This is a genomic window from Saccharolobus shibatae B12 (assembly GCF_019175345.1).
GTDB classification, from domain to species: Archaea; Thermoproteota; Thermoprotei_A; order Sulfolobales; family Sulfolobaceae; genus Saccharolobus; species Saccharolobus shibatae.
In genome coordinates, this window is sequence record NZ_CP077717.1 from 1201511 (window position 1) to 1227221 (window position 25711).

22 protein-coding genes and 3 pseudogenes are annotated in these 25711 nt (G+C 36.4%); 12 read left to right on the forward strand and 13 right to left on the reverse strand.

What is annotated here, in order from left to right; genetic code table 11:
- Positions 1-6 precede the first annotated feature (6 nt).
- From J5U23_RS06690 to J5U23_RS06705, 4 genes are read right to left on the reverse strand one after another with little or no spacing between them, the layout of a single operon-like run.
- The gene (locus tag J5U23_RS06690; protein ID WP_218261470.1) at positions 7-1278 is read right to left on the reverse strand and encodes an MFS transporter; all 1272 of its coding nucleotides are present in this window, start codon (positions 1276-1278) and stop codon (positions 7-9) included.
- Positions 1279-1328: 50 nt separating this feature from the next.
- Entirely contained in the window at positions 1329-2201 is an 873-nt protein-coding gene (locus J5U23_RS06695) for an ABC transporter permease (protein WP_218261471.1), read from the reverse strand.
- Positions 2198-3196 carry an ATP-binding cassette domain-containing protein gene (locus tag J5U23_RS06700; protein WP_218261472.1) on the reverse strand — a complete coding sequence of 333 codons (999 nt, stop codon included), beginning with the start codon at positions 3194-3196 and terminating at the stop codon, positions 2198-2200. Before J5U23_RS06700 ends, J5U23_RS06695 begins: the two co-directional genes overlap by 4 nt.
- Positions 3189-3596 carry a PadR family transcriptional regulator gene (locus tag J5U23_RS06705; protein WP_218260034.1) on the reverse strand — a complete coding sequence of 136 codons (408 nt, stop codon included), beginning with the start codon at positions 3594-3596 and terminating at the stop codon, positions 3189-3191. Before J5U23_RS06705 ends, J5U23_RS06700 begins: the two co-directional genes overlap by 8 nt.
- A 486-nt stretch (positions 3597-4082) precedes the next feature.
- Here J5U23_RS06705 and J5U23_RS06710 point away from each other — a divergent pair, with 486 nt between their 5' ends.
- Positions 4083-5258, forward strand: a complete 1176-nt coding sequence (locus J5U23_RS06710) for an AAA family ATPase (protein ID WP_218261473.1) — start codon at positions 4083-4085, stop codon at positions 5256-5258.
- 13 nt (positions 5259-5271) lie between these two features.
- Here the strand turns inward: J5U23_RS06710 and J5U23_RS06715 are convergent.
- Positions 5272-5466, reverse strand: a pseudogene (locus J5U23_RS06715) (IS1 family transposase); the annotation flags it as partial.
- Positions 5467-5707: 241 nt separating this feature from the next.
- On the opposite strand from J5U23_RS06715, the gene J5U23_RS06720 reads away from it, so the two are divergent.
- Positions 5708-6133 (forward strand): PaaI family thioesterase, encoded by a 426-nt coding sequence (locus tag J5U23_RS06720; RefSeq protein ID WP_218261475.1) that lies wholly within the window; start codon positions 5708-5710, stop codon positions 6131-6133.
- Positions 6134-6666: 533 nt separating this feature from the next.
- Here J5U23_RS06720 and J5U23_RS06725 read toward each other — a convergent pair.
- Positions 6667-7692 carry an LLM class flavin-dependent oxidoreductase gene (locus J5U23_RS06725; protein WP_218260036.1) on the reverse strand — a complete coding sequence of 342 codons (1026 nt, stop codon included), beginning with the start codon at positions 7690-7692 and terminating at the stop codon, positions 6667-6669.
- 103 nt (positions 7693-7795) lie between these two features.
- On the opposite strand from J5U23_RS06725, the gene J5U23_RS06730 reads away from it, so the two are divergent.
- Genes J5U23_RS06730 through J5U23_RS06740 form a run of 3 tightly spaced genes read left to right on the forward strand, consistent with a single transcriptional unit; the run spans position 7796 to position 10471 of the window.
- Complete coding sequence (locus tag J5U23_RS06730) at positions 7796-8950, forward strand: homogentisate 1,2-dioxygenase (protein ID WP_218261476.1); 1155 nt, start codon at positions 7796-7798, stop codon at positions 8948-8950.
- Positions 8951-8982: 32 nt separating this feature from the next.
- Entirely contained in the window at positions 8983-9627 is a 645-nt protein-coding gene (locus J5U23_RS06735; RefSeq protein ID WP_218261477.1) for a helix-turn-helix domain-containing protein, read from the forward strand.
- Positions 9628-9661: 34 nt separating this feature from the next.
- Entirely contained in the window at positions 9662-10471 is an 810-nt protein-coding gene (locus J5U23_RS06740; RefSeq protein ID WP_218267328.1) for an N-acyl homoserine lactonase family protein, read from the forward strand.
- Positions 10472-10516: 45 nt separating this feature from the next.
- On the opposite strand, the gene J5U23_RS06745 is transcribed toward J5U23_RS06740, so the two are convergent.
- On the reverse strand, positions 10517-12202 hold the full coding sequence (locus J5U23_RS06745; protein WP_218261478.1) for a S9 family peptidase: 1686 nt from the start codon (positions 12200-12202) through the stop codon (positions 10517-10519).
- Between the two features lie 103 nt (positions 12203-12305).
- Between J5U23_RS06745 and J5U23_RS06750 the strand changes: the two genes are divergently transcribed.
- Positions 12306-13352, forward strand: a complete 1047-nt coding sequence (locus tag J5U23_RS06750) for an AAA family ATPase (protein ID WP_218267329.1) — start codon at positions 12306-12308, stop codon at positions 13350-13352.
- Here J5U23_RS06750 and J5U23_RS06755 read toward each other — a convergent pair.
- Together J5U23_RS06755 and J5U23_RS06760 are read right to left on the reverse strand one after the other, a co-directional pair.
- Positions 13341-13610: a hypothetical protein gene (locus J5U23_RS06755; RefSeq protein ID WP_218267330.1), complete on the reverse strand. Its 270-nt coding sequence runs from the start codon at positions 13608-13610 to the stop codon at positions 13341-13343. The two genes, J5U23_RS06750 and J5U23_RS06755, sit on opposite strands and share 12 nt — an antisense overlap.
- Before the next feature lie 215 nt (positions 13611-13825).
- On the reverse strand, positions 13826-15379 hold the full coding sequence (locus J5U23_RS06760) for an aldehyde dehydrogenase family protein (RefSeq protein WP_218267507.1): 1554 nt from the start codon (positions 15377-15379) through the stop codon (positions 13826-13828).
- A 93-nt stretch (positions 15380-15472) separates the two neighbouring features.
- On the opposite strand from J5U23_RS06760, the gene J5U23_RS06765 reads away from it, so the two are divergent.
- Entirely contained in the window at positions 15473-16066 is a 594-nt protein-coding gene (locus tag J5U23_RS06765) for a 2-keto-4-pentenoate hydratase (protein ID WP_218267331.1), read from the forward strand.
- Positions 16067-16110: 44 nt separating this feature from the next.
- A complete protein-coding gene (locus J5U23_RS06770) occupies positions 16111-17508 on the forward strand; it encodes a glycosyltransferase (RefSeq protein WP_218267332.1) in 1398 nt (465 codons plus the stop codon).
- A 232-nt stretch (positions 17509-17740) separates the two neighbouring features.
- On the opposite strand, the pseudogene J5U23_RS06775 reads toward J5U23_RS06770, so the two are convergent.
- The 3 genes and pseudogenes from J5U23_RS06775 to J5U23_RS16080 all read right to left on the reverse strand — a co-directional run.
- A pseudogene (locus J5U23_RS06775) lies at positions 17741-18437 on the reverse strand (IS5/IS1182 family transposase); the annotation flags it as partial.
- A 28-nt stretch (positions 18438-18465) separates the two neighbouring features.
- Positions 18466-19434, reverse strand: a complete 969-nt coding sequence (locus J5U23_RS06780; protein ID WP_218267333.1) for a GH12 family glycosyl hydrolase domain-containing protein — start codon at positions 19432-19434, stop codon at positions 18466-18468.
- A gap of 253 nt (positions 19435-19687) precedes the next feature.
- Positions 19688-19913, reverse strand: a pseudogene (locus J5U23_RS16080) (hypothetical protein).
- Between the two features lie 128 nt (positions 19914-20041).
- Between J5U23_RS16080 and J5U23_RS06785 the strand changes: the two are divergent.
- The 4 genes from J5U23_RS06785 (at position 20042) to J5U23_RS06800 (ending at position 23636) form a co-directional block, all read left to right on the forward strand.
- Entirely contained in the window at positions 20042-20182 is a 141-nt protein-coding gene (locus tag J5U23_RS06785; protein WP_240781792.1) for a methyltransferase domain-containing protein, read from the forward strand.
- Between the two features lie 197 nt (positions 20183-20379).
- On the forward strand, positions 20380-21516 hold the full coding sequence (locus J5U23_RS06790) for an MFS transporter (protein ID WP_218261482.1): 1137 nt from the start codon (positions 20380-20382) through the stop codon (positions 21514-21516).
- 200 nt (positions 21517-21716) lie between these two features.
- Positions 21717-22460 carry an enoyl-CoA hydratase/isomerase family protein gene (locus tag J5U23_RS06795; RefSeq protein ID WP_218261483.1) on the forward strand — a complete coding sequence of 248 codons (744 nt, stop codon included), beginning with the start codon at positions 21717-21719 and terminating at the stop codon, positions 22458-22460.
- 132 nt (positions 22461-22592) lie between these two features.
- Positions 22593-23636 (forward strand): NAD(P)-dependent alcohol dehydrogenase, encoded by a 1044-nt coding sequence (locus tag J5U23_RS06800; protein WP_218260049.1) that lies wholly within the window; start codon positions 22593-22595, stop codon positions 23634-23636.
- A gap of 51 nt (positions 23637-23687) precedes the next feature.
- On the opposite strand, the gene J5U23_RS06805 is transcribed toward J5U23_RS06800, so the two are convergent.
- Complete coding sequence (locus J5U23_RS06805) at positions 23688-25502, reverse strand: phosphoenolpyruvate carboxykinase (GTP) (RefSeq protein ID WP_218267334.1); 1815 nt, start codon at positions 25500-25502, stop codon at positions 23688-23690.
- Positions 25503-25711 lie beyond the last annotated feature (209 nt).

The following is a 25711-nucleotide window of genomic DNA, read 5'->3' on the forward strand; positions in this document are numbered from 1 at the left end:
TATTATTTATTTAATACCCTCTGAAGTCACTTCTAATGGTTTTTTAGCAGTCTCTTTACTCATGAGTATTGAAATTATGAACGCTATTAAACATACAGAACCAAATAGTATTAATGAGTTAAAGAACCCTATCTGTTTCGTTAATATTGGGAAGTAAAATACGCCAAGTACTGATCCAACTCTACTAATTGCAGTAGCAAATCCTTGCCCAACCGCCCTAACTGGAGTGGGATATAGTTCAGTTGGATAAAATAATGTTACCGCCCCTGCCCATTGTTCGAAGGCTACGAACAACATGAAATATGGCACTAATATTCCTCCAGTGACCTTGTAAACTCCTCCTAGATAAAGTAATAGCGTCATGAGACCTAATCCAACTAGAAGTACCATTCTTCTTCCTAACGAGTCAACAAGGAGTTCAGCAATAATATATCCTAAAACGGAAGCTCCAGCGATAGCCAGAGTCCCCAGTACTGCCTCATATTTAGATGGAAATGCGAATTCTTCAAGTAAAGCTGGATAATACAGACCAATCCCATAAGCGGCTACATCAAATAGGAACCAAACACTGGTTACAAAAAGTGTAATCTTTAGTAGTTTTCCCTTAAATAAATCGACTACACCTCTAACCCCTTTATTCTCCATTTCTCTACTTATCTCCTTAACATTAGCCTTTCCAGTGGAAACTAACCATCTTGGAGACTCAATTAATCTAAGCCTGAGAAGTATTATTGGTATTGATATTAGAGCCCCAATTAAAAATACATATCTCCAGAAGTAATTTCCAATAGGCAATAAAAATAACGTTACGATTCCTGAAATTGCAACACCAACCCAATACATTGCTACGGATCCAGTCAAATATCTTCCCCTAGATCTTGAAGGTGAAAGTTCAGACATTAATGTGCTACTTATGGGGTAATCTCCACCTATTCCAACTCCCAATAACAATCTCGAGATGAAAAGCTCAACAAAGTTCTGGGAAATTGCAGATAATATGCCAAAAACTAAGAAGAAGAAAAGATCGAGTCCCATTATCTTACTTCTACCCATCTTATCTGATAGCCATCCAAATAATATGGAGCCTGGTATCATACCAATCAACGATGCAGCTAACAATAAACCATACTGGACAGTTGTTAAGGAGAACTGTTTATATATTACCGTGACTGCAAATGATATCGCGTTTAAATCATAGCCGTCTAGTAAAAAACCTGCTGAAGTTACTATGAACGTTTTAATCCTTGTTGAAAGTGGAATATTATCGAAGTAGCTCATTACGATTATTTCATTATTTTATAAATAAAAGTGTTTCTACGAGAAAAGGTTCACTTGGAGAGATATTTCCAAGATAGCACTATACCGATTGTAGATAATATTAATGCGAATAATCCCAGATAAAGGAAGTCTAGGCCAAGATTAGTGCTTATTCCTAGCAATAATCCTCTTGCGACACCATTGGAATACGTTAATGGATTAATGTATGCTACTGGCTTTAACCAGTACGGCATTGATTTCACTGGATAGAACGCGTTGCTGGTAAAGAGTAATGGTAGATTTAATAAATTCATTATTGCCATTTGGGACTCCCAACTTGTGGCTCTCAGTGCCAGCATCAGGAATAGTGAAGATAATCCGAAAGACATGAGAAACAATGCAGCGTAAACTCCTAGGAAGTCAAGAGGGTTAATTCCAGGATAGAAGGTCATTCCTAACAATATAGCAACTACAAGGACAATTGTAGCTTGCACTAGTGACCTTATTACAGCAGATAAAACTTTACCTATTATTATATTCCCTCTGGCTACAGGGGTAGTTAGAATTCTATCTAGTACTCCCAATCTTCTGTCCCAAACTATTGACATACCGCTCTGCATCGATGTGAATAGCACTATGAAGGATAGCATTCCAGCCGCTAGGAAGGAGAAGTAATCACTAGTTCCGAAGGTCTGTTTAAGTATTTCTAAACCTATTTGATCTAACACTTGCTTCGGTATTGTTAGGCCAGGGATGTTATAGGAGGTTCCAGTAAAGATGCTACCTAGATTCATTGCTTTACCGAATATTCCTATCCAGAATATTGGCTGTATTAATGAAAGGAGAAGTATCACTGGAGCCTTATACCACTTCTTCAATTCTCTAGACGCTAAAGTCCATAAACCGTGGAAAACTGAATAGTTATTTCTTTCCTCCTCTATCATGTTCTCGCCCTCCTCATAGTTCTTCTAAATGCGAACATTTCTTGTGCGCTAGCCTCTTCATCTCTTAGCCTCTTTCCAGTGAACTCCATATATACCTCATCCATTGTTGGTTCAGTAATTGACATTCTACTAACCTTAATACCATTTTTAACTAAAGACTCTAGGATCTCTGGAGCTTTCTCCTCACCATTCCTAACCTTAATTCTAATACCATCATTTGCTTTCTTTACATCTAGGATTCCATCTATTGAGGAAACTACCTTCATTGCCAATTCGTCATTATTGGTCTGAAGTGAAACTAAATCCCCACCAACTTTCTCCTTTAACTCCTTGGGGCTTCCTATTGCTAAAATCTTTCCCTTATCAATAATTGCAATTCTATCTCCGTACATATCAGCCTCCTCTAAATAGTGCGTGGTAACGAATATTGTCATCTTATATTCCTCCTTTAGCTTCATTATGTATTGCCATATTGCAGCCCTAGTTTGCGCGTCTAAACCTAACGTCGGCTCATCTAAGAACAGTATTCTAGGTCTACTTATTAGTGACATCGCAATTTCCAATCTCCTCCTCATACCTCCAGAATACGTTTCAACTTTTCTTTTAGCAGCATAAGTTAACTCAACCATTTCAAGTAACTCCTTAGATCTCTCCTCTGCTACTTTCTTTGGTATTCCGTAAAGTCCTGCCATCATCATCATGTTCTCCCAACCAGTCAAATCCTCATCCGCAGTGTATTCTTGTGGTACTACGCCTATTGATTGTCTAACATGTGCGGGCTGTTTTATTACATCATATCCATTAACAATTGCAGTTCCTTCAGACGGTGTTAATACAGTAGTTAACATTTTTATTGTGGTTGACTTCCCAGCACCATTAGGACCTAGAAAGCCAAATATTTCACCCTCATACACTTCAAAATTAATGTGATCAACCGCAACGAACTTTCCAAATCTCTTAGTCAGATTTATAGCCTCTATCGCGACATTACGCACCTTTAACGACCTCCTCTATTTCCTTTATCGCGTTCAAGATCCTATCTTTATATTCAAAGAGTTTATTCCTTTCGACTTCCTTAAAGAATTGCGCCAGTCCTTCCAGTTCTTGTATAGAATCTTCAATGCTATTTATCTGCTTAATGGGTAAGATCTCCTTAATCTCCTCTATTCCTTTAGCAGTGATCTTGTATTTGCCATCAGAAGTTCTCTCTATTGTTCCTTCTTCTACCATTTTATTAAGAAGTGGATATATTGAACCGGGAGAAGGTTTCCAAAAGCCCCAGCTCATTTTGTTAATATCATCGATAATGTCAATGCCTCTTTTTGGAGATTGCCATAGTAACCAAAGGGTCATTAATCTTAATCTTCCTTTTTGTCTTGCTATTAACTCACTCATACTATCAGAATCGATAGTAATAAATTTAAAGTTATCCAATTATCGGTATCGATAGTAATCGTTGTAACCCTCTAGGGTTCTCTTAATAATCTTTAATTAGTAAATTGTAATTTATTATCTTGTATCATTTTCTGTTTTTCTTTTGTTTATAACTTTTATCAGAATATGGTAAATTCTATATGCGCTGTTTAGAGAATCAAGGCTATATGATAAACTCTTTTTGCTAAAAGCGAATGAGATTGGAGATACTAAAAATCAAACTCCTTATTAGTTTACGTTGTGTATTCTTAAAGAAAGATTCTGTAATATTATACTTGCTTATAGTCTAAAGGGCAACGGCATTTCTAAAATTACACAAAAACCTTTCCTTATATTGGGGAGAAAGTCTTGCCCTTTAAAGTCTCAGGAAGTATAATCTTCATAAGGTTCGGTTTTGAAATTGGGTTCTTCTTAACCTAAAAAGTATTCTAGATAAACTTTAATAGTATGGGTACCCATATTTTATTGGTACCCGTGAAATTTATCTTCGGTAAACCAGTTGATGAGCCTTTTGATAGGGAAAGCGAGATAAGGCAACTAGTTGAAATGGCAAATAGAAGACAACCAACTGCAATAATCGGTGTGAGAAGGATAGGAAAGACTTCGGTAATATTGAAAGGTTTAAAAATGATTGAGACTCCAAAAGTCTATCTCTCTGCAGAGGATTTTTTAGAAGGGAAAAGCTTTGATCTAATATCCTTTCTTTCGCTATATTCGTCACTTCTAATCACTAACGTAATGAATTACGTTGAACCTAAAAGGAAAATACCTCAAATAGTTAAGCAAAAGGGTAAGGAATTGCTCGAAATGTTAAGGGAGTTAATAGGTTACGTTAAGATTTCGTTCAATATTAATCTAGTAGAAGTTGAAGTTTTCCTAAATAGCGTTAAAAGGGGAGGTATAAAGGAATCAATTCCACAAATTTTAGAATTACCGCAGAGGCTAGGAGAGGAGTTTGGGATAAAAAATATCGTAGTCGCTATTGACGAGTTCCAATACTTAAGGTTTGCATCTCAGAACTATCCTGGAATTTTTCATCTTTTACGAAGTAAATGGCAATTTCATAGTAGAGTTTCATACGTGATTTCCGGCTCATCAGTGGGTCTTTTAGAAAAGATTTTGTCCAGTAAGAAGGAACCCTTTTATCAATTTTTCTTCCCAATTTATGTAAAACAATTTGATGAGAATACCTCATTTAGTTTCTTAAAGCAAAGCTTTGAAGAAGAGGGAAAAGAGTATGATGATAATGCTTTACTATTTGCTATGAAAGAATTGAACGGAATTCCAGCTTGGCTAAATTATTTTGGATTAAAGAGTTTGCAATGTGATAAAGTAACACTAGAATGTGTTAAGAAGACAATTGAAGATATGATATCTAACGACCCAATAGTAAGGAGGATAGTTCAAGAGGAATATAATAAATTAGGAAAGAATGCTAAAACAATATTGAAATTCCTAGCGAAAGAAGGCGGTAGGGGCGATTTAAAAGGTATAGAATTAGGTAAATCTAGTATTAACGAGGGTCTAAAAAGCTTGCTAGATGATGGTTACATTATAAGGGAGGAGAGGGGAGTATACGCTATTATTGATCCCATTATTGCTAAAGTTTTGAAAAAGTTATAATAGATTATGAAGTAGGCCTGGTCTCCTTCTTCCTCCTCATCCCGAGTTTTTTGGAATAATAGTAGAGTGTGGATGGCGGTATCCCGAGGTTTGGTAATCTGTATGCTGATATTACGTAGGCAATGTCTTCTGGCTTGTGTTTTCTCGGCTTAAAGTTTAAATTTCTTAGAATCAGAAGTGTTAATTGTGCGAGGATTGTGAGGTCCATCTAGATGACCTCCACGAAAATCTCGCAATCCTCGCACATAAACCGTTTTAAGACGTCTTAAACGTTCTAGTTTCTATAGCTACTTCTAGATCAGAACACCTATTTGGGAAATCTACAGTTTTGATACAATTTTACTAATAGATATCGAATAAGAGGACTGCATGAGAACACCACCTATTCTTCTAGCTATAGAATAATCTGATCAGCAAATTATTTAAATCGTTCTCTCTTCTTTATTAGTATGGAAGATCCTAAGATTATTGAGGAAATATTCAAAAATGCTGATCATGTTTTCAGATATGTAGGAGCTAAAGTGCTTCTCTTAGAGCAAGGTAGAGCAGTAGTTGAAATACCTTTTAAGGAAGAATTAACTAGAAGGGGCAACGTATTACACGGAGGAATAATAATGGCTGCAATTGACTTCACTGGAGGTCTTGCAGCGTTTACTGTTAATGATGGTGTGGATCAAGTTACACAAGAACTTAAGGTTAACTTTCTGGAGCCTATGTATAAGGGGCCGTTTAGGGTTGAGGGTAAGGTTCTTAGGAAAGGCAGTACAGTAATAGTTGTTGAGATAGAGTTTAGAGATGCTGAAGGCAATTTAGGGGCTAAGGCATTAGGTTCATGGTATATTTTAAGAAAGAAGGTCCAAGGCAATTCAAAATAGTATAAAAAATGTATATTAAATGATTAGAGGAATGAGCTCATAGTGTCGTCATTAAGATATATATAACTAATAGCAGTTGTTCTAATTTTCCTCGGTAATACAAAATTCCCGGTACTACCTATAAAGTTTTTAGTTTAGTGTTTAGTTAATTAAAAATATGAGGATAAACTCCTCAGGTTAGTTGAGATGTGTTTAGTTGATGCACTAGGTCTGATGAAAATCTTTAAGCTACGTTAAAGTAGAACAACTGCTATAACTAACTACGTCTGGAAAACATGGGATAGCTTGTACTTTTTAGCTGAATTAAGTTTAGTAGCATAATTTGTAGCTTAGTGGCGACACTATGAATGAGCTGAACAATTTAGGGAACTTTATAATAGCAATATAAATATTTTATAGATTCGGCTATGAATGTTAAGAATAATTGAGATCTTATTGAGCTTAATGGGATGTTAACCTTATTTATTGTCCCACAAATTACAGATAGATAAAGGTTATCATTATGTTTCAGTAGGTATAATAATAGAGTTATTTTACTCCGCAAAGTCAAGTTCTATACCTTTTCTTTCGAGCTTTTGATTCACCTTTTCTCTGATATCAGTAAGTATTTCCGCAACTAAATTAAATGGTTTCATTCCATAGTCGACTAGAAACATTATTCTATTAACCTCAGTTAATTTCCAGATTTTGCATATTTGATTAGCGACATCTTCGGGGCTACCAAGAAGTAGTAGCCCGCTATTGTAAAGTTCATCCAGAGTTCTCCTCTTAGCGTAAAGTCTGGAAAATACGTATCTATGTATATATTCTTTGTTCTCCTCCACTGCACTATGGAAAGTACTAGAGACATGAGCGTGAAAAGCTAACGAGATCTCTGGCAAACTTCCTTTTACCTCCTTCAAACCTTCTCTATACGAATCTATTACCGGCTTTATATCGTCTATCTTATCAATGGTAGCATAAGGTATCATCATCAAGTTAAATCCCTTCTTTCCAACGTGATATGCAGCTTCAGCTCTAAGTACTGCTATCCAAATTGGTGGATGTGGTTTTTGAACTGGAAGTACATTTATGCCTATATTATCGAACTTAAAATATTTACCATTAACAGTGATTTTCTCTCCTTTCATTAATTTAAGGATTATGTCAAGGGCTTCATCGAAAATCTCCCTTTTATATTCTTGGGAGACATTAAATCCTGCGAACTCGTGCTTTAAGTATCCACTTCCTACAGCTAAGTTTACTCTTCCATTAGATAGTACATCTAATAGAGAGTAATCCTCAGCTACCTGTATTGGATTTCTAAATACTATTGTGGAAACTGCAGGACCAATTCTAATAGATTTAGTCCTTGTGGCTATATGAGAAAGGTAAATTGGTGAATTCGGAACAATACCGTAATCTATGAAGTGATGTTCAGCAATCCATACTCCTCTAAATCCCAATTTTTCAGCTATTTCAATTTCCCTAGCTACTTGATCATAGTATTCTCCCTTCGACAGTCCTTGATCTGGATAATAGTCCATTACCCAAAATAGTTCAGGTTTTATTTTAATCATACCTTATTACCAGAAATTATTTCCCATCTTATCCAAATAAATGTTTAATTGAAACCTTTCTATTATATGCTTAAATATTATAACTTAAAAATAATATGCAGTTATGGTGTTCTATTATAAGCAGGGAGAATTGCCTAAAAAGAGACACACTGTGTTTACTAAGGACGGCAAATTGGTAAGGGAGGAGGTATTTGGGATAAACGGATTTAGCGGTAGATACTCGCTTCTTTATCACTTGAATCCTCCAACTAGGATAGTCAGGTTGGAGGAGTGGAAAGATAACTCTATACAGGAATGGAAAAGTTCTGGATATAGACATCATAAACTATCTACCTCAAAGCTAAGGGAGTCTAACGATGCGTTCTTAGACCGTATAACGCTCCTCTTTAATGAAGATACTTTTATTTCCTACGTAAAAACTAGTGAAGGTGAAAGTAAAGTTTTTTATAGAAACGCCGACTTCGATGAGATATATTATGTTCATGAAGGTGAAATACTTTTTAAAAGTTTGTTTGGAGAGATAAATGTAAGTCAAGGGGATTATTTAGTTGTTCCAAGGGGGACTACTTACACATTTGTATTCAAGAAGTATTCAGAGTTATTAGTGGTAGAGGGTAAGCAAGTTGAATTGCCTAAAAACTATCGGAACGAATATGGGCAATTAGTTGAGGGATCCTTTTATTATAACAGAGACATAAGATTACCTACATTACGTACTTACGATGAAAAAGGGAATTATAGGCTAGTAATCAAAACTTCTAACGGTTTTCAATTCGTGGAGCTAGATACTCATCCCTTTGATGTTGTGGGATGGGATGGTTATTTGTACCCATTTGCGTTGAGCGTTTATGATTTAGAGCCTATTACGGGCAAACTACATCAACCACCTACGATGTACACTACCTTTACGGCGAGTAATTTTGTAGTTTGTACGTTTGTCCCGAGGCTCTTTGATTATCACCCACAAGCGGTCCCAATATCCTATTATCATAATAATGTGGATGCGGATGAGATGATTTTCTACTCATCTGGACAATTCATGAGTAGGCGGGGGATAAGCAAAGGTGATATAACGTTGCATAGGGGTGGGCATATTCATGGTCCACAACCCGGTGCAGTCGAATTAAGCCTTAATAAAAGGGGTACATACAACGATGAGGTTGCCGTTATGGTCGAGACACAGAAAAGACTGAAAGTGTCTCTATATGCAAAGGAAATAGACGACCCATCGTATCCACTTTCATGGTATAATTATTAAAATTTTTATACTTCACTCTATTAACTTAATTTATGGAAAAATTATTATTAATGGATATCGGTCTTTCACATGCAAATTGTTGGACCGAATTAACCAGCAGATATAGTGTCAATATAAAACTATTGTCCCAAAATTTCACAGACGATAAATTCTTCTCATCGAAAGTTTTGATCTTGGGTAAGGATACGAAGAATTTCATAAAGGAGCTAAAATGTAATGAAAATATGAAGATAGAGAAGCTCGATTACCTGGATGACGCGTGTTTATTGGAGTTTACTTATCCAAGACAAAACTCTATCTCCAACTTATTTCATGAGACCAACTCCATAGTGGTATCTCATAGGATATTTGATGGGATAGAGAAGTGGAAAGTAATAATTAATTCCTCTAAATTACCTCATGTACAAGAGAGATTACAAAATTCTGGAAATTTGATATCTTTTAGAGAAATGAAACCAAAGAAGTTAGAGAAAGCTATAAATGGGTTGACTGATAAGAACTTGAGATTACTTAAATTTGCTTACGTCCGTGGACTATTTGAATTTCCTAGGCGCAATACGCTAATGGGCTTAAGTAGCGAGCTAGGAATTAAGCCAAATACCCTTTTATATCATATAAGGAAGTCAGAGAATGCATTACTAGAAATTTTGCTGGAAGAGTATTATAGTTTATTATAGCAAAATTTTAAAATATAAAGAGTAATGGAAGAGTATGAGTGTAAATAGAATCTATCTGTTAGACCATGGTAAGATAAATGCGGATATGGGCTGGTTTCTTCCCACTCCAATGACAGCAGAGGAAATGAAGAATCCTAAACCACGTTCTTGGGTCAGCGTAAATGTTATCAGTGTTTTAATTGAACATACGGATGGTATAATACTTTTCGATACGGGCATTCCAGATAAAACGGAGGAAAAATGGCCACAAATGGCATTAAATGTTTTCCCAGTAAGCCAATTTTCTGATGTAAACAAAATGGAAAACCAGTTAAAGCTTATAGGCTTAAAACCAGAAGACATCCACTTCATAGTCTTTTCTCATTTACATTTAGACCACGCGGGAAATCTAGAAGTTTTCAAAAGCTTTAAGCCATCAGTAATAGTCCATGAAAAGGAACTAAAATACGCTCTATTAAATGTTTGGCTAAATAAACCGGTTCCTTATCTGATGAGAGATTTGGAAATATTACGCGATATGAATGTAGTTCCTATATCAAGCGAATACCTAGAAATATTACCTGGAGTTGAGGTATACCTATTTGGAGGCCATACTCCAGGCTCCTTAGTATTAAAGTTAAGAACGCAAAATGACAACAACTATATACTAACTGGCGATTTCATACATGTCCCAGAAGAGCTAGATTTTGAAAGTAAAGGTTGGCTGTTAGGTAATGCTGAGGAGTATTATACTAGGATAAGACTACTTAAGAGCATGATGAGAATGCCAAGGACAAATATTATAATATCACACGATCCAAAATTATGGGAAAAGTATCCTAAAGCGCCAAAGGAGCTCAAGTAAGGATGTTTTTACATAAAAGGAAAAATTTCAAAAACTTATAATTGGTTATCCTCGATTTAATTTTTTAAGGAATATTAGGGCTGGTAATAACAAATCTATGGCATCTTCTACTTTATATATGGCGTGGCCGAGATTCGGTATTACGTGAAATTCATAAGTTTTACCATTTTTATGTAACTCTTGTACATATCTCATGACTGGACTTAATGGAGTTCTGGTATCATTCTGAGAGTGGATTATACATAATGGTACTTTGACGTTACTTGCATAAGTAATTGGAGACCTCTCCCTCATCAATTCTATATTTTTACCATTGAACAGTATCTCCATGAACCCTCTAAACAACGAATCAGACAAGTCGTACATCTCAACCCAATCAGCAACCGCTGCACCAGCTATACCGAAATCCCACTTACTAGCCTCTTTTCCTACCGCTAATAGCGTCATATATCCACCATAACTATAACCCATTATTCCCACCTTATTTGCAATTCCAGACTCTACAGCATAATCCCTTACCTTAACAACATCCCTTAAGTCACCACCTCCAGGATCTCCAATATTCATTAGCATAAATCTACTTCCGTAGCCAGTTGATCCCCTATAATTAGGTGCAATAACGTTATAACCAGCTAACACTAGAGGTGCGATTAACAAATCCCAACTGTTGTCAACTTCAGACCACGGCCCTCCATGTACATATATTATTGTACTCCCTGGAACTTTTCTCTTTATAACCCATGCGGGTACGTCAACATCCGTCTTCAACTTGACGTAATCAAGTTCACCCATATCGACCTTCCTATTGTCTACAACGATCTCGGTCTTTCCCTCTCTATTTGCCTTGTATATTTTATAAGGTGATACTAAGGAGGAATGGGAAAAGTATATTTCGTCACCTATTCTGGTTGCACCACTTATGGTACCCCTTGGAGTTTTGATCTCTTTACCGTTATCAAATAGTCTAGATTCACCATCTCTTTTTGCTATTACTAACGAATCCTCCGGGTCGTAATATATCTCAACTGGCTTAAATTCAATAGGAATTTCAACTCTCTTATACTCCTTACTCTCTATGTCATAGGTGTAAACCCAATAAGATTCACCTAATGTTTCGTAGTCGCTTATCAAGTAGACTTTATTTCCCATTAGATAATACGCATTGGTTACGCTCCCTTCTTTCGGTGTTAATACTTGCATCTCTCCACTAAAGTTAATTATGAAGAACTCTTGTGATCTTGGATTTCCCTTCAATACTCCCGAACCTATAATGCATTTCTCGTTAATGTCTGTAACAAATGAGAAGGGAGGTATTGTAGTAAGTTTACTTAATTTTCCGTTCTCGATAACGTATATTGAGGTTTCACTTTGTGAGGAACCAGTTAATACTATACGCTTGCTATCATAAGCTAAAGAAGAAATTCTAACCCTTGGTGACTCAATTTGAAACTCCTCCCCTTTCAAATTTGCTATATATACTGCGTGAATTTCCTTTCCCTTTTCTACATCTCTTGCAAAGGGTATGAAGTCCAAGTTAGATTTTGGTCTTGTTGTAACTGCTATTGGTGATTTTGTTAACTTTACACTTTTTCCATTAACTAAAGCATAAATGCTTATTTCCCCTTCAGATGTTGCCAAGTATATTAAATTATTCCTTAACTTGCCTAATACACCATATATTGGAATTTTAACCGTTTCCTCTAAAAGTTTCACGAGCTCTGCATACTCCATATAATGGATTTGTGTTCATAATATATTAATACTTTTTTACAAGGTTTTCATAAGGGAAAAATTTATCAACTTCTGGGGATGAAGTAATATTCTGGGGCAGAAGTTGTTATTTGATGAGAGACCCAAGGTGAAGAGAGAGGAGTTATTTGATAGGGAAGAAGAGCTAGGAGAACTCGAGAAAAACATAGATAGACCATTGATCCTTTTAACTGGTGTTAGGAGAATTGGGAAAACCTCTCTTCTTCAAGTATTCTTGAATGAGAGTAATATACCTTTCATTTTAACAGATTGTAGGAAGCTTAAGGAAAATTACGGTTGGAAGGACCTTTATGAGCTGTTAGCAAGGGGTAGCAATAGGGTTATTGAAATTTTGAAAGGCATAAAGGGAATTAGAATAATGGGAAATGAGATAGAGATTTCATGGAAGGGAAAGAACTTTGTATCCTTGTCAGATCTATTCGATCATCTCAATAAGAAGAGGCTAATAATAGCTTTTGATGAGGCGCAGAGACTTAGAGGTCCCTTATCAAAGGAAATAAAGGAGGCTATAGCTCACGCTTATGATTACGACAAAAACTTAACGTTCATTCTAACGGGATCAGAAGTTGGCCTATTGTACGATTTCATGAGTATAGAAGACCCCTCCTCACCACTTTATGGTAGGTTTTATCATGAAATCAGGCTTGAGAGATTTAATAAAGACGCTTCCTTTAATTTTCTGAGAAAAGGGTTTGAGGAATATTCATTGAAGGTAAAAGATGAGGTTATTGAGGAAATCATAAGCTTTTTTGATGGAATTCCAGGTTGGTTAGCCTTTTCAGGAAACCTATATGTTAACTTCAAAGACGTTGAAAGGGTAAAGGAGATTGCAGTAAATGTGGCATTAAACGAATTGAAGAATTTAATAGAGAATAAGAGAAGGATTTCAGAAATAGTGGGAAGAAGGTACTTATATACTTTGAAATGCATTGCAGATGGTAATAGTAGCTGGAGTAGGTTAGAAAGGTGCTTAAGTGATCGTGAGGGGACTACAATATCCTCTAGCGTATTAAGTAATATCTTAAAACAGCTTGAGAGTGTAAGTTTGATAAAAGATTACGATTTTCTGGATCCCATTTATAAAGAAGCGTCAAGGAGGTTATCCCTTTAATTTTTCTTCTAGATATCTCAATATATCATTTATATTCTGAGTATTGCTATCACTATTAAGTATTGAATTTAAATCACTACTTTTTATTACGATATGTCGTAGCTTCTCATCACAGTAGTAGAATTCTAGTTTTAAGTCCTTGTGGGTGTATTCATTAACCTTAATTATTCCCTCATAAACGTAACTTCTAGTCTTAAACATGCTCATTTTTGTCTTTATGAAAGTCTCTACATCTTTCAGAACGTTTTCACTTTCCATAATTATTATAGTGTAAAGTCAAGTTTTTATATGTTCATAAAAAGCTCATTCCTATTGTGCTGAGTATTGACGTAATAATTAAGGCAATTGCTAGAGATAGATAAATGAGATTGTGTGTATCACATATGCAGAAAGTAAAAAGGGGATTGTCACAGATAGTACTGAAAGCGTCTTATTCATAAATTGATATGAAAGTTAATAATAAAAAGGTTAACTTAATCGTATACAGTCCTAGCCTGTTCTCTCATAAACGAGAGGAGATAATACGGCCCTCCAGCGTTCCTCCCAGTCCAACCAGAATCCTTCCAACCTCCAAAAGGCTGTACACCGGGCATAGCTCCAGTAGTTGATCCAACAGTTCTATTAGCATATACAACTCCAGCCTCAATATGGTCGAAGAAATATTGTATCTCCTTTGGATCTTCAGAGAAGATACCTGCAGTTAAGCCATAATCAACATCGTTTGCAAGTTTTACAGCTTCTTCAAGATTCCGGACCTCCTTTACTAGTAAGATTGGTACGAATAATTCAGTTTTCCACAATGGGCTCGAGTATGGCAAGTCTACAATTATCGTTGGTTCAACTAGATAACTTTTCTCGTCATCGATTACCCTTCCTCCCACTAGTATTTTACCACCCTCTTCGACCGCTTGTTTAACGTATCTTCTAAACTTCTCAATAGCCCCCTTATTTATTAGTGGACCTAAGAAGGTCTCCCTTTTTCTCGGATCACCTATTACACTCTTCTCAACTTTCTCCTTCATTCTCTTCAAGAACTCATCATATATTGGGCTCTCGATAAATACCCTAGAAGTTGCACTGCATTTTTGCCCTCCAAATCCGAAAGCACCCCTAAAAGTACCTTCAACTGCCTTATTTAAATCGGCCCTTGCGGTAATTATTGTAGCATTCTTTCCACCCAATTCTAGAACAGCTGGTCTCGGCTTTCTATTTATAAACGTCTTTAGTAACCTGTGACCAACATCCCTAGATCCAGTAAATGCGAAACCGTCAACCTCATCCAATGCTGGAGTTACAAGCTCTCCAGGTATTGTGACGTAATTTACTGCTTCAGGTGGGAATCCAGCTCTTCTCATAATGGTTACAAGCATATAGGCTGAAACTGGAGTATCTGATGACGGCTTCACTACTACTGTATTTCCAGTCAGTAGTGCTCCTAAAGTCATTGTGGCAGTAATCGCCAATGGAAAGTTGAATGGAGAAATGATTAACCAAGTACCATAGGGCCTCATTACCGAAAATGCTTTCTCGTTCTTGTATATTCTACCTTCCATCTGTCTTATGTATCCCCTATTATCCTCCAAAAGCTTAGCGTAATAGAGAAAGTAATCAATGGTTTCGTCTACTTCTGCTATTGCTTCATATCTGTTTTTACCGTTTTCGTAAGTTATTATTGCGGCAAGCTCGAACTTTCTTCTCCTTAGCTCCTCAGCTGCTTTATACGCAAACTCTACCCTATCTTTCCAATCTGAGTACTGCCAATAATCAAAGGATTTTCTAGCAATCTTTATTGCGTTACGTAAATTAGTTCCATCATCCTTTTGAGTAATTGCGAAAGTTAAACTTGTGTCAACCGGAGTTTTAACTATATACTTGGATGAAAGTTTGATTTCATCCTTACCAATCAAGATAGGATAATCCTTTCCAAGTTCAATATGATCTAACGCTCTTTCATATTCCTTATGAAATTCCTCCTCCCTTCTCTCCTCTACATATCTTTGATAAGTTTTTTCATTTACAAATACCATATATAATATTTGATAGCTAGGAATATAAGAGACTATTCCACCCACATATTGACTAGGAAAAATATTTAATCTAATTTTTCTCGTTAAATATTAATGAAAAAAGCTGAGTTATTATTCAACGCATACAAGAGTAGGAAGGAAATAGAACCCTTTCCCCTAACTGAAGATGAGGCTAAGAAGGTTAAGGAGGAATTTATAGACATTCTTATAAATAGCGAGGGTTTAGGCGGGTATAAATTATCTGGTTTCGGGGAAGGAGTATTGACAAAGGCAATGATAACCAGAGAAAATACGGTAGAATTGTGGTTTAGAAATCACAAATTAGAAGTTGAGATAGTTGCCCTAGTTGAAAACGGCGAAGTTAAAAGGACATTCCTAGGATTGGAAATCCCAGCTCCAAGGTTTACTACATGGGATCTCCCTTCACATTACATTGTTGCAGATAATATCTTTGCAGCTAGGTTATATGTAGGACCAGAAATTGATCCTCCTTTCGGTTCATTTAAGCTTTATATAAACGATAAGTTTGTAGGAGAAGGTGAGCCAAAATACAAGCCAGAGGAAAAGGTTAGGGAGCACATGAGGGGTTACGTTTCCTTGGGAGTATTTATTGGTCCAACCAGCGTTAAAAAAGGAGATAAGATAAGGGTGGAGGGTAAGAAAAGTATAAGCGTAAGTCTAATATGAGTTGGAAATAGTTTTTTAACCAATTATTGAGGAAGCAAAGAGATATGATTGTAAGTGTTACAGCTGAGCTTGGCTTGGACATTGGTCAAAATTTCGCTGGAGGCTTAGGTATTCTCGAAGGGGATAAATTTTACGCTGCATCTAGATTAGGTATTAACTATACAGTAATTACGTTATTTTACAGAAGAGGCTACGTTAACGGAGAGGAAAAACAAAAAGAACTATTATCTAATTTAAATAAGGAATGGGAAAGTGAAATTACCCTTGGAGGTCAAAGAATAAAGGTCGAATATTTGGCTTACACTTTAAATACTGCAAAAGCTATCTTTGCTAATCCATTAAACACTAACTTTAATGAACAACTTTACGTGGAGAATAGCGACGAGGAGAGGTTTTATAAATGTCTTCTATTAGCTAGGGTTGCGGAAAATTACATTAACGAAAGAATAGAATGGGATAAGATAAAATACGTCGATATGCAAGAGGCTTGTCCAGCCTTCCTTCCACTCATAAAGTATTTCCACAGATATAGAATTATAATTCATACACCTGCACCTTGGGGCCATCCCACCTTTCCCTCATATTTATTTAAAAAGGAGTTCGGTTATGAGTTTCCTCTAGATCACGTGGTGATGACAGATATTGGACTTTCATCGTCAATAGAAGGTATTGTAGTATCGAAAAAGATGTTAAAACACGTTGGTAGAACTTTTCCTCAACACATGTATAAAATAAGGGCAGTAACTAATGGAGTCGAAATTCCAAGATGGAGACATCCATTACTTAATGACGTTAAAGATCTAGACGACTTCATCAAAAAGAGGAAGGAAGTTAAAAGAGATAGTATAAAGAAATTGGGAAAGGATACTGATAAACCTACCATAGCTTGGTTAAGGAGGATTACGGCGTATAAGAGACCGGATTTCATTTTAAGACTAATTGAGGATTTAAAGGACGACGTTTTCTTTATAATAGGCGGATTAGCTCATCCTAAGGATTATTCTGCTGTGGAAATGGAGAGAAGATTAAAGGAAATTTCTGAAATGAAAAGCAATGTAATATTTGTAAGGGGTGCTGATGCAAATTTAATGAAACTCGCCATATGGGCCAGTGATATATGGACCTTTACACCATTCTCCGGTTGGGAGGCCAGTGGTACTAGTTTCATGAAGGCAGGAATTAATGGAGTCCCATCTATAGCGTCTAGAGACGGTGCTGTCCCAGAGATAATAAATGACGGCTATAATGGATGGCTTTTTGGTGAAGATAGGGAAACTCTTCTTCCATTGAATGTTTACGATGATAACAAAGAGTATGAGGAGTTTCTCAAAAAGGTCAAGTTAGCGTTAAGTCAATTTTATGAGGTTGGATATAACGCTTATAAGACATTTCCGACCTATTGCGCCATGGATAGGCTCATCAAAGAGTATGGATATCATTAAATCTTAAGTGCCATCCAAAGAAGCTCAAGAGACTGTCCCGAACGCAAAATAATTGAATAAAGATAGCTAGAGAGAAATATTGTATTATGAACCATAAGGAATGAAATACAATTTTATCTTTCAGTATAACGTGAGATTAAACTTATACTGTAAAAGAAAATAACCAGTAGTAGAGAAAAACAGAATTTTCCACATAGCCCACACTACCTCGATCAACTCTCGCGGTACAAAGTTAGTGGGCTAACTGACTCTCGGGAACCCGCGACAACACTGAGGTATAGATCGAGGAGTTGTAGATCAACGCGATAACGTAGCCGAAGAGCTCCACCATATCCTTTTCAGTCGCGTAAGGTCTCCAATACCTTTTCAAGAAAATCCCGAAGAACTCAACATAACGCCTAAAACTTGGAAAACCTATCAACCATGTTGAAGCTTTCCCGACGAAATCCCTATCAACTACCCTGTAACCGCTGTGGAAGAAGCCGACCTTGTTGTCGGGGAAATTGGCAAGTTTCACTTGAATTTCGTGTATTAACATTGTGGGCGACATGAGAGTGAAGACCTTGAAGCCGAAGTAACTCCTATTCCTCTTCTTGGTGAACTCTCCCTTGAACCTTCTCCTAACCTTGCAGTTCATATATTGGTAAAGTAGTTTGGCTGCCTCCTTGTACTTTCCCTGCCTTAGGCTCAGTTGGAATTTCTTCCACAAGGTCTCTTTATTCCTCTTCCCGAAGGGTACTTCGATCAGAAAGGAGTCAGCCCTAGAGCTTCCCGACTTTGCCGAACAATGCACTACTTGGTAAGTAGTCAACAAGTCCGCTCAACTTCAGCTCCAGCTCCTTGGAGAAGTCATTGAATACTTTCTTGATTTTTCCCCTAAATTTCTTTGCCCTTCTGTGGATCTCCGATTTAGACTTGCATTCCCCTAGGAGCAAGAGATATATCATAATTGAGATCTTAGGAGAGTATCCATATTCGCCATGAATACAAATAGTAACCCATTATTGCAGTACCGTGATTATCACTGAACTCCATGCCAACCTGTATTGCATCTAAATAGTACGTATTTGGATTATATATATTCATCCCTGCGTTCTCAATAAATTGGCCCATGTTTTTCAATATATAAGCTATGGGTACTCCAAATTCCGCTTTGCGTTCTTTTAAGGGTGACAAAAAGTAAACTCCAGTCCAACCATTGGCAGAACCAGTTCTAGGCAATACGTATACTTCCCAACTCAAGTTCTGGATCTTACCATTTATAAGTGTTGGGATTGTCATGTTGCCGACATATATGAAATATGGAACATGGGACAAGTTTTCGGTCCAATACATCCAAATCATTATTTCAAAATCGCCATATTGTAAAGAAGTTATGTTGGGATTTTGGGAAAGCCAAATATCATAGGAGAAATCGTCAATACTCCCATTAATGAGGTAAACGGAGTAATTAAGAATTGAGTAGAAGTTAGATAAATGGGAAACAATCATAGGCAAGTAAAGGGACTGAAGTTGTGCTGTTCTATACTCAAATGGCCACCACAATTCTTGACCGTACATTAAACCTGGATAACCATCAACCACGTTCAACGAAATCTTGTTTATTTGAGATAGATTTATCGCTACGTGTAAATAATTATTATTAAACGTCATGTTAACGTTTCCTAAAGCATATCCTATATTCCATAAAAAGGGTGAAGCCATCAAAGTGGCATTTGTAGACGAGTTCACTATTACTAAAGCATCTGCGTAATTACCGGAATAGTTCGCAACTATATTGAAAGAGTGATTACGACCAGGGAACAAGGCGTAAATATTAGTGCTTTTAGTTAAACTAGTATTTTGTTGAAACTTGTCAAATTCTAGAAACGCAATTATGCCAAGAATGATTATTACCACGACTAGTATGGGAATTAGCTTATTCATAGGTATTACTTACTTTGGCGGTTTTAAAAAATTAGTAGGTTAATGCTATTTACGCTCCTAAAAAGTAGGATAACTTATGTTAAGGATTATAAATTAGTTTATAAGTACATTATATTATGGTATCGGCTTTCGATAAATACGCAGAGGAATATGATTCTTGATTTGTGAAAAATCAAAACGTATTATTCTCCGAAGCTCTTCTGATAGAAGAAATGGGAAAGAAAATCTTGAGTGTAGGTTATGAGAGCAGTGTTTACCCGTGGCGTAATTTATCCTTACTTTTAATTACTTCTAATTCCGCCACGGCGCCCCTCTTAGGGGATCATACACGGTCACCCTCAACTCATTGGGGCTAGTCGAGGGAAACACCATTACCCTCCCATCCACCTTTTATCACTCCCAAAACCTCGTGAGCAGAGCCCGTCATCAGTAGGGAGATCATCAATATATGAATCTGATGTAATACTATATAAACATATCCATGGCAAAAATGATATTGAGAAGTGATTAAGAATAACTAACAGTTACACAAAAATTCTACAGTCTTTTCGAATATATTCTAAAAGATAAGGGGATTGGAATTGAGGACTGCGTAGAACCTTCCGAAATGGGTAAGATAGCTGAGAAGAGAGGGATAAAAGTGAAAAGAGCCTACGCTGAGGAATTACCAATTGAGAGTGAGAGTTATGATACGGTACTTCTGAACGGAGTTATACACTACTTAAAGGACCCAGTTAAATCACTATAAAGTAGATAAAAAGAGTGATAAAACATAACGGTAATATAATATTATGCTGAGTTACTGATGAGGTACCTTATGGATTACATTAGAGGAAATTAGAGATGAACTACAAAAATCACACTCTAGTGCAAAAATAGGTCTTTAAATTATTCATTATTCCATAAATGGTAAGTTTTATAAACTTTAAACTTTCAGAAAAAAGCATGAACTGGAAATTAGTAGTCTTGGCAATCGGGATGTCGTTAACCTTTTGGGATATATTCAACGTTCCGTACATTATAAATTACGTTAGCAAGCAGTTTGAAGTCTCTACAGTTATCGCTAACTTACCATTATCTGCTGAAATGATTGGATATGCAATTGGTGGAGTGATAAACGGATTGCTATCATCATTCAAGGGAAGAAAAATTGGGTTATTAACTTCCATGGGACTTGTATCATTAGGATCTCTAATTGGCTTTTTATCGCAAACGTTTTCATGGATAATCATAGCAGAGTTCATTATAGGATTAGGAATAGAAGGAGAAATCAGTGTAGTGCCAGCTTATATATCAGAAACCGTATCTGCTGAAAGGAGAGGTAGGGCAGTTGGGTTAGTTACAGCCTCAGGCTTTTTAACAACGTTAATTGTGGGACCTATTGCAGTAGCCTTAGGAGGCGAATGGAGATTACTTTTCTTGGCCGGACTTCTAGTTTCTCTGATTGCGTTAATTACTAGGGTTTGGCTGCCTGAATCTCCAATGTGGATTGCCAAAAAGGAGATGAAGTTAAGCTGGGATTTCGGAATCCTCATGATGACTATCGTTTGGTTCTTAAGCTATTTTACGGGTTACGCATTATTTTCTGATCCCATCTTTAGCTTTATTAGCTCTCACGGTTTTACTAATACTGCGTTGTACTTCACTTATATTCTATATGGTGATCCTCTGGGTGTTGTAATTGGTACGTTATTGAACGATAACTTTGAACGTAAATGTAGCGTATCATTAGTAAACGTTCTAGCTGGTGTGGTTATAGTAGCGTGGTTTTTCAGTAGTGGTTCTCTGATGCTAATAATGGGATTTATGGAAATGTTCTTGCAGGGCTTCAAATTCCCCACAATGTACGCTTACACTGCTGAAATTTTTGGAACGAGAATTAGAACTTTAGGTTATGGTATTGCTGATGGTATTGGACACTTAGGCGGTGCAATTGGTCCAATAATCTTTTCCTTAGCGTATGTCAACATGCAATTATTATCATTTATAGTTTTAGCAGTTGTAGCTGGTATTGCAGGGACTATAGTTGGCATATGGGGAATTAGAACTACTGGAAAACCATTAGAGAGTATTAAAGGATAGTATTTTTTGTTATTTTTACTTCTGATTTTCTATATACAAGTGTTATTCTTAATAAAGTATGATTAACTTGGAGATCGTAAGCCAAGATGCAATATCATAGCAACACACTATTCAATTTTATTTCAATCTCAAATTTTAAAATCTTCACAGCAGGATTTGAAAGACCAACATTTAAGATATCCTTTGTCACATATCATATTATGGCAAAAATCCTCTCTGAAAGAAGAAAAGACGTTTGTTGGATCACATTAAATAGACCAGAAAAGTTAAATGCCCTAGATAAGGAAAGCTGGAGTCTCTTAGCAAAACACTTGAGGGAGTGTAATAGTGATCAGTCAATTTCAGCAATAGTCTTAACTGGCAATGGAAGAGCTTTCTCCGCAGGAGATGATATCAACGCCATGTTAGAGTTGAAGGACCAAAGAGATGCCCTAGACTTCTTCAACACTTTATATAGTGCAATTGAAAGTCTAGTGGATTTGAAGAAGCCATTATTATGTGCAGTTAATGGGCTTGCTTATGGCGGTGGTTGCGAGATACTGCTTTTCTGTGATGTGATAATTTCAGTTGAAGACGCTACTTTTTCAATTCCAGAAGGAAAGTTGGGGTTAATTCCGCCAATGGCAATATCAGTAGGTTATTCAATATTGGGTAGATCAATTACTAGGCTAGTATTAACTGGAGATTCCATAACTGCTGAAGAGGCTAAAACTATAGGGCTCGTTGATATAGTGGTCAAAAGGGAAGACCTTTATACAGAAGTTGAGGAACAGTTAGAGAAAATCAAGAGTATTGATATGAATTCTATTATGACGATGAAGTATTGGTTGAAAAACGATAAGGAGAAGATAAGAAATGCAGTCATGGAGTTGGCGTTAATGTCATTGGGGGATTCCGCAAAAAAGAGAATGGATGAATTCATAAATAGAAAACGAACACGATAAAGTTTTAACTAGATTCATCTATATAAATGTTAATATCATAATACGTTAGATAATTGTCAGTAAAGGTACTATGTTAAATAACATTATAATATTTAATAATATGTTAAACATATTTATATTTTATGTGATAGCATGAGAGCAGTTAGATTAGTGGAAATAGGAAAACCTCTCGTTTTAAAAGATATAGATATACCTAAACCTAAGGGAGCACAAGTTTTGATAAAAGTAGAGGCAGCAGGAGTTTGTCATTCTGATGTCCACATGAGACAAGGAAGATTTGGGAATTTAAGAATAGTAGAAGATTTGGGTGTCAAATTGCCGGTAACTTTAGGTCACGAGATTGCGGGAAAAATTGAGGAAGTTGGAGATGAAGTTGTTGGATACTCCAAGGGCGATCTAGTTGCGGTTAATCCTTGGCAAGGAGAAGGAAATTGTTACTATTGCAGAATAGGGGATGAGCATATGTGTGATTCTCCTAGATGGTTGGGAATTAACTATGATGGGGCTTATGCAGAGTACGTATTGATACCCCATTATAAGTATATCTACAAGCTGAGAAGGCTTAATGCAGTAGAGGCTTCGCCGTTAACTTGTTCTGGAATAACCACGTATAGGGCAGTTAGAAAAGCGTCCTTAGATCCAACTAAGACATTACTAGTAGTGGGGGCTGGCGGAGGATTAGGAACGATGGCAGTTCAGATAGCCAAAGCTGTTAGCGGGGCAACGATAATAGGTGTAGATGTGAGGGATGAAGCAGTAGAGGCTGCTAAGAGAGCTGGAGCTGACTACGTAATAAATGCGTCAATCCAAGATGTCTTGGTGGAGATAAGGAGGATAACTGAAGGGAAGGGTGTTGATGCTGTAATAGACCTAAATAACTCCGAGAAAACGCTTTCGGTTTACCCTAGGGCTTTGGCAAAACAAGGCAAATACGTAATGGTAGGATTATTTGGTGCCGATTTGCACTTCCACGCACCTTTAATAACCTTGTCGGAAATACAGTTTGTAGGCAGTTTAGTTGGGAACCAATCAGACTTTTTGGGGATAATGAGATTAGCGGAGGCTGGTAAAGTTAAACCAATGGTAACTAAAACCATGAAATTAGAGGAGGCAAATGAGGCAATTGATAACTTGGAGAATTTCAAGGCTGTCGGAAGGCAAGTGCTCATACCATAAAAAAACTTAACTTATTTTATGAAACCGGATCTTAAATAAGATAAAAGCTATTCAAGCTTTTTCCAATTTAAATGGAGATACTGAATCACCATACTTGCTAATATAATCAATAATTCTCTTTCTTTGCATTTCTAATTCATCAATAACCTCAGAGGGAATATCCTCAAATTTAAGGTAAATCCCAATTATGCGCTCTGTTTTCTCTAAGTATCTTCTCAATTTTATTGTAAATTGCTTCTCATAATCTTCCTTACTATACTCCTTTCCTAAAACTCTTTTGTATAGAGCTTTTAGATCTTCATAAAATGGTATGAAGCCAATAGGCGTATAGATTGCATCAGTAGTTTCCTCCACTCTCTTTGCAGCCCAGCTAACCCATATTCTCTTGTCCTCCTTTGAATTCAAGAATTTATTATTTTCATCTTTTAGAAAATAATTAAACCCAAATATTTTAGGACTTCTCCTTAATCTTTTACCGAAATTCAAATAGTTTCTTAAATACCTACTGAGCGAGATGGGCATAAAGTCTAAAATCGCCATTGGATTAAACTCTAACTCATCGGATTTCCCGATTACAGCTGAGGTTCTAGCAGACTCCATTGAAGCTCCAATAGTCACAACTCCATGAGACCATGAGAAGGCCTCAACAACTGGAATAAGAGTACTGTAGTCTCTTACACCAAATATTATGCCATCTATAACGACACCATTTGGATTATCCCAATTTCCATCTAAATTCTGGAATGAAGTTAAAGGAACAGTAAACCTAGCGTTTGGATGGGAGGCTGGCTTGCCGCTATCCCTACTCCATCTTCCCTCATAGTTATACCCCTTTTCTGGTTTTGGTAATTCACTTCCCTCCCAGTACACATCACCATCTTCAGTCATTAATACGTTAGAGAATATTACTTCTCCAGGTTTGTGGAGGACTTCCCATATTATTGGATCGTCCCTAGCATTTATACCTTGTATAATGCCGAAAACTCCAATTTCTGGATTTACTGCTTTAGGAAAGCCGTCAAATTCCCTTATAAACGCTAAATCATCGCTTATTAGACTCCCAATCATGGAAGTAGAGGTCTTTCCACTTCCTGAAGGAAATGAAGCTGTGAAGTAGTGTGTACCCTTATCTCCATTGAACCCCACTATAGCCATGTGCTCGGAGAGCCAGCCCTCCTCTACAGCTTTCATTATTGTTAACCTTAAAGCTAATTTCTTTAAGCCCACACTGTTACCGGCGTAAGTGGTGTTAACACTATAAACAGTATTATCCGCTAGGTCAATCATTATTCTCCTTTTTCTTATATCTAGTTCTCCCTTTGAGTGGACAAATCTCAAAAACTGCTTATTATTATTAAAATCTTCAAATGCATTTCTATATAATATATTTTCACTATGAATAACGTACGGAGAATCAGTCACTTGAACTGCTAAAATTTGGAAGGGAGAATTTCTAGGACCAAGAGAATAAAATCCCACATACATTTCTCTACCCCTCATTGATCCCTTAAGTAAAGCTAGGATCTCATTTAAACCCTCATTTCTAGGTTTAGTATTAACATAGGGGATCTTAGTATCAGTAAGTATGAATGTATCCTCTCTAGCCCTAGCTTGATCTAAAGGGTGATCAAAATGTATAGTATGTCCACTAGTCTTTAGTTTACTCTCTTCCCCGCTTTCCAGAGCCTTTTTCCTTATATACTCTTTCTCCCCATTGCTTCCAGTTATAAGATGTACACTATCCGGTTCGCATAACTTAACGACGTTACTTAAAAATTCAATTAATCGATAATTATTTAGAGATTCTAATTTTTTTAATGCATCTCCATGAACTAAATCATTTAAAAAATCTAAACTAACCTTCATGTTTTATTTATAGTATTTAAGAGTATAAATGCTTTCCTTTTAACAAGTTATAATCAATCATTTAATAACCCGTCATCAAATGATACCTCTTCTTTTATAAGCTATAAATCTCTTACTTAGCTGAGAATTATGCTGAAGCTATAATCTTTATGCTTTTTATCATTCAACTTTTTTTAATTTTTACGGAATTATCCAGATTTAGGTTTAAA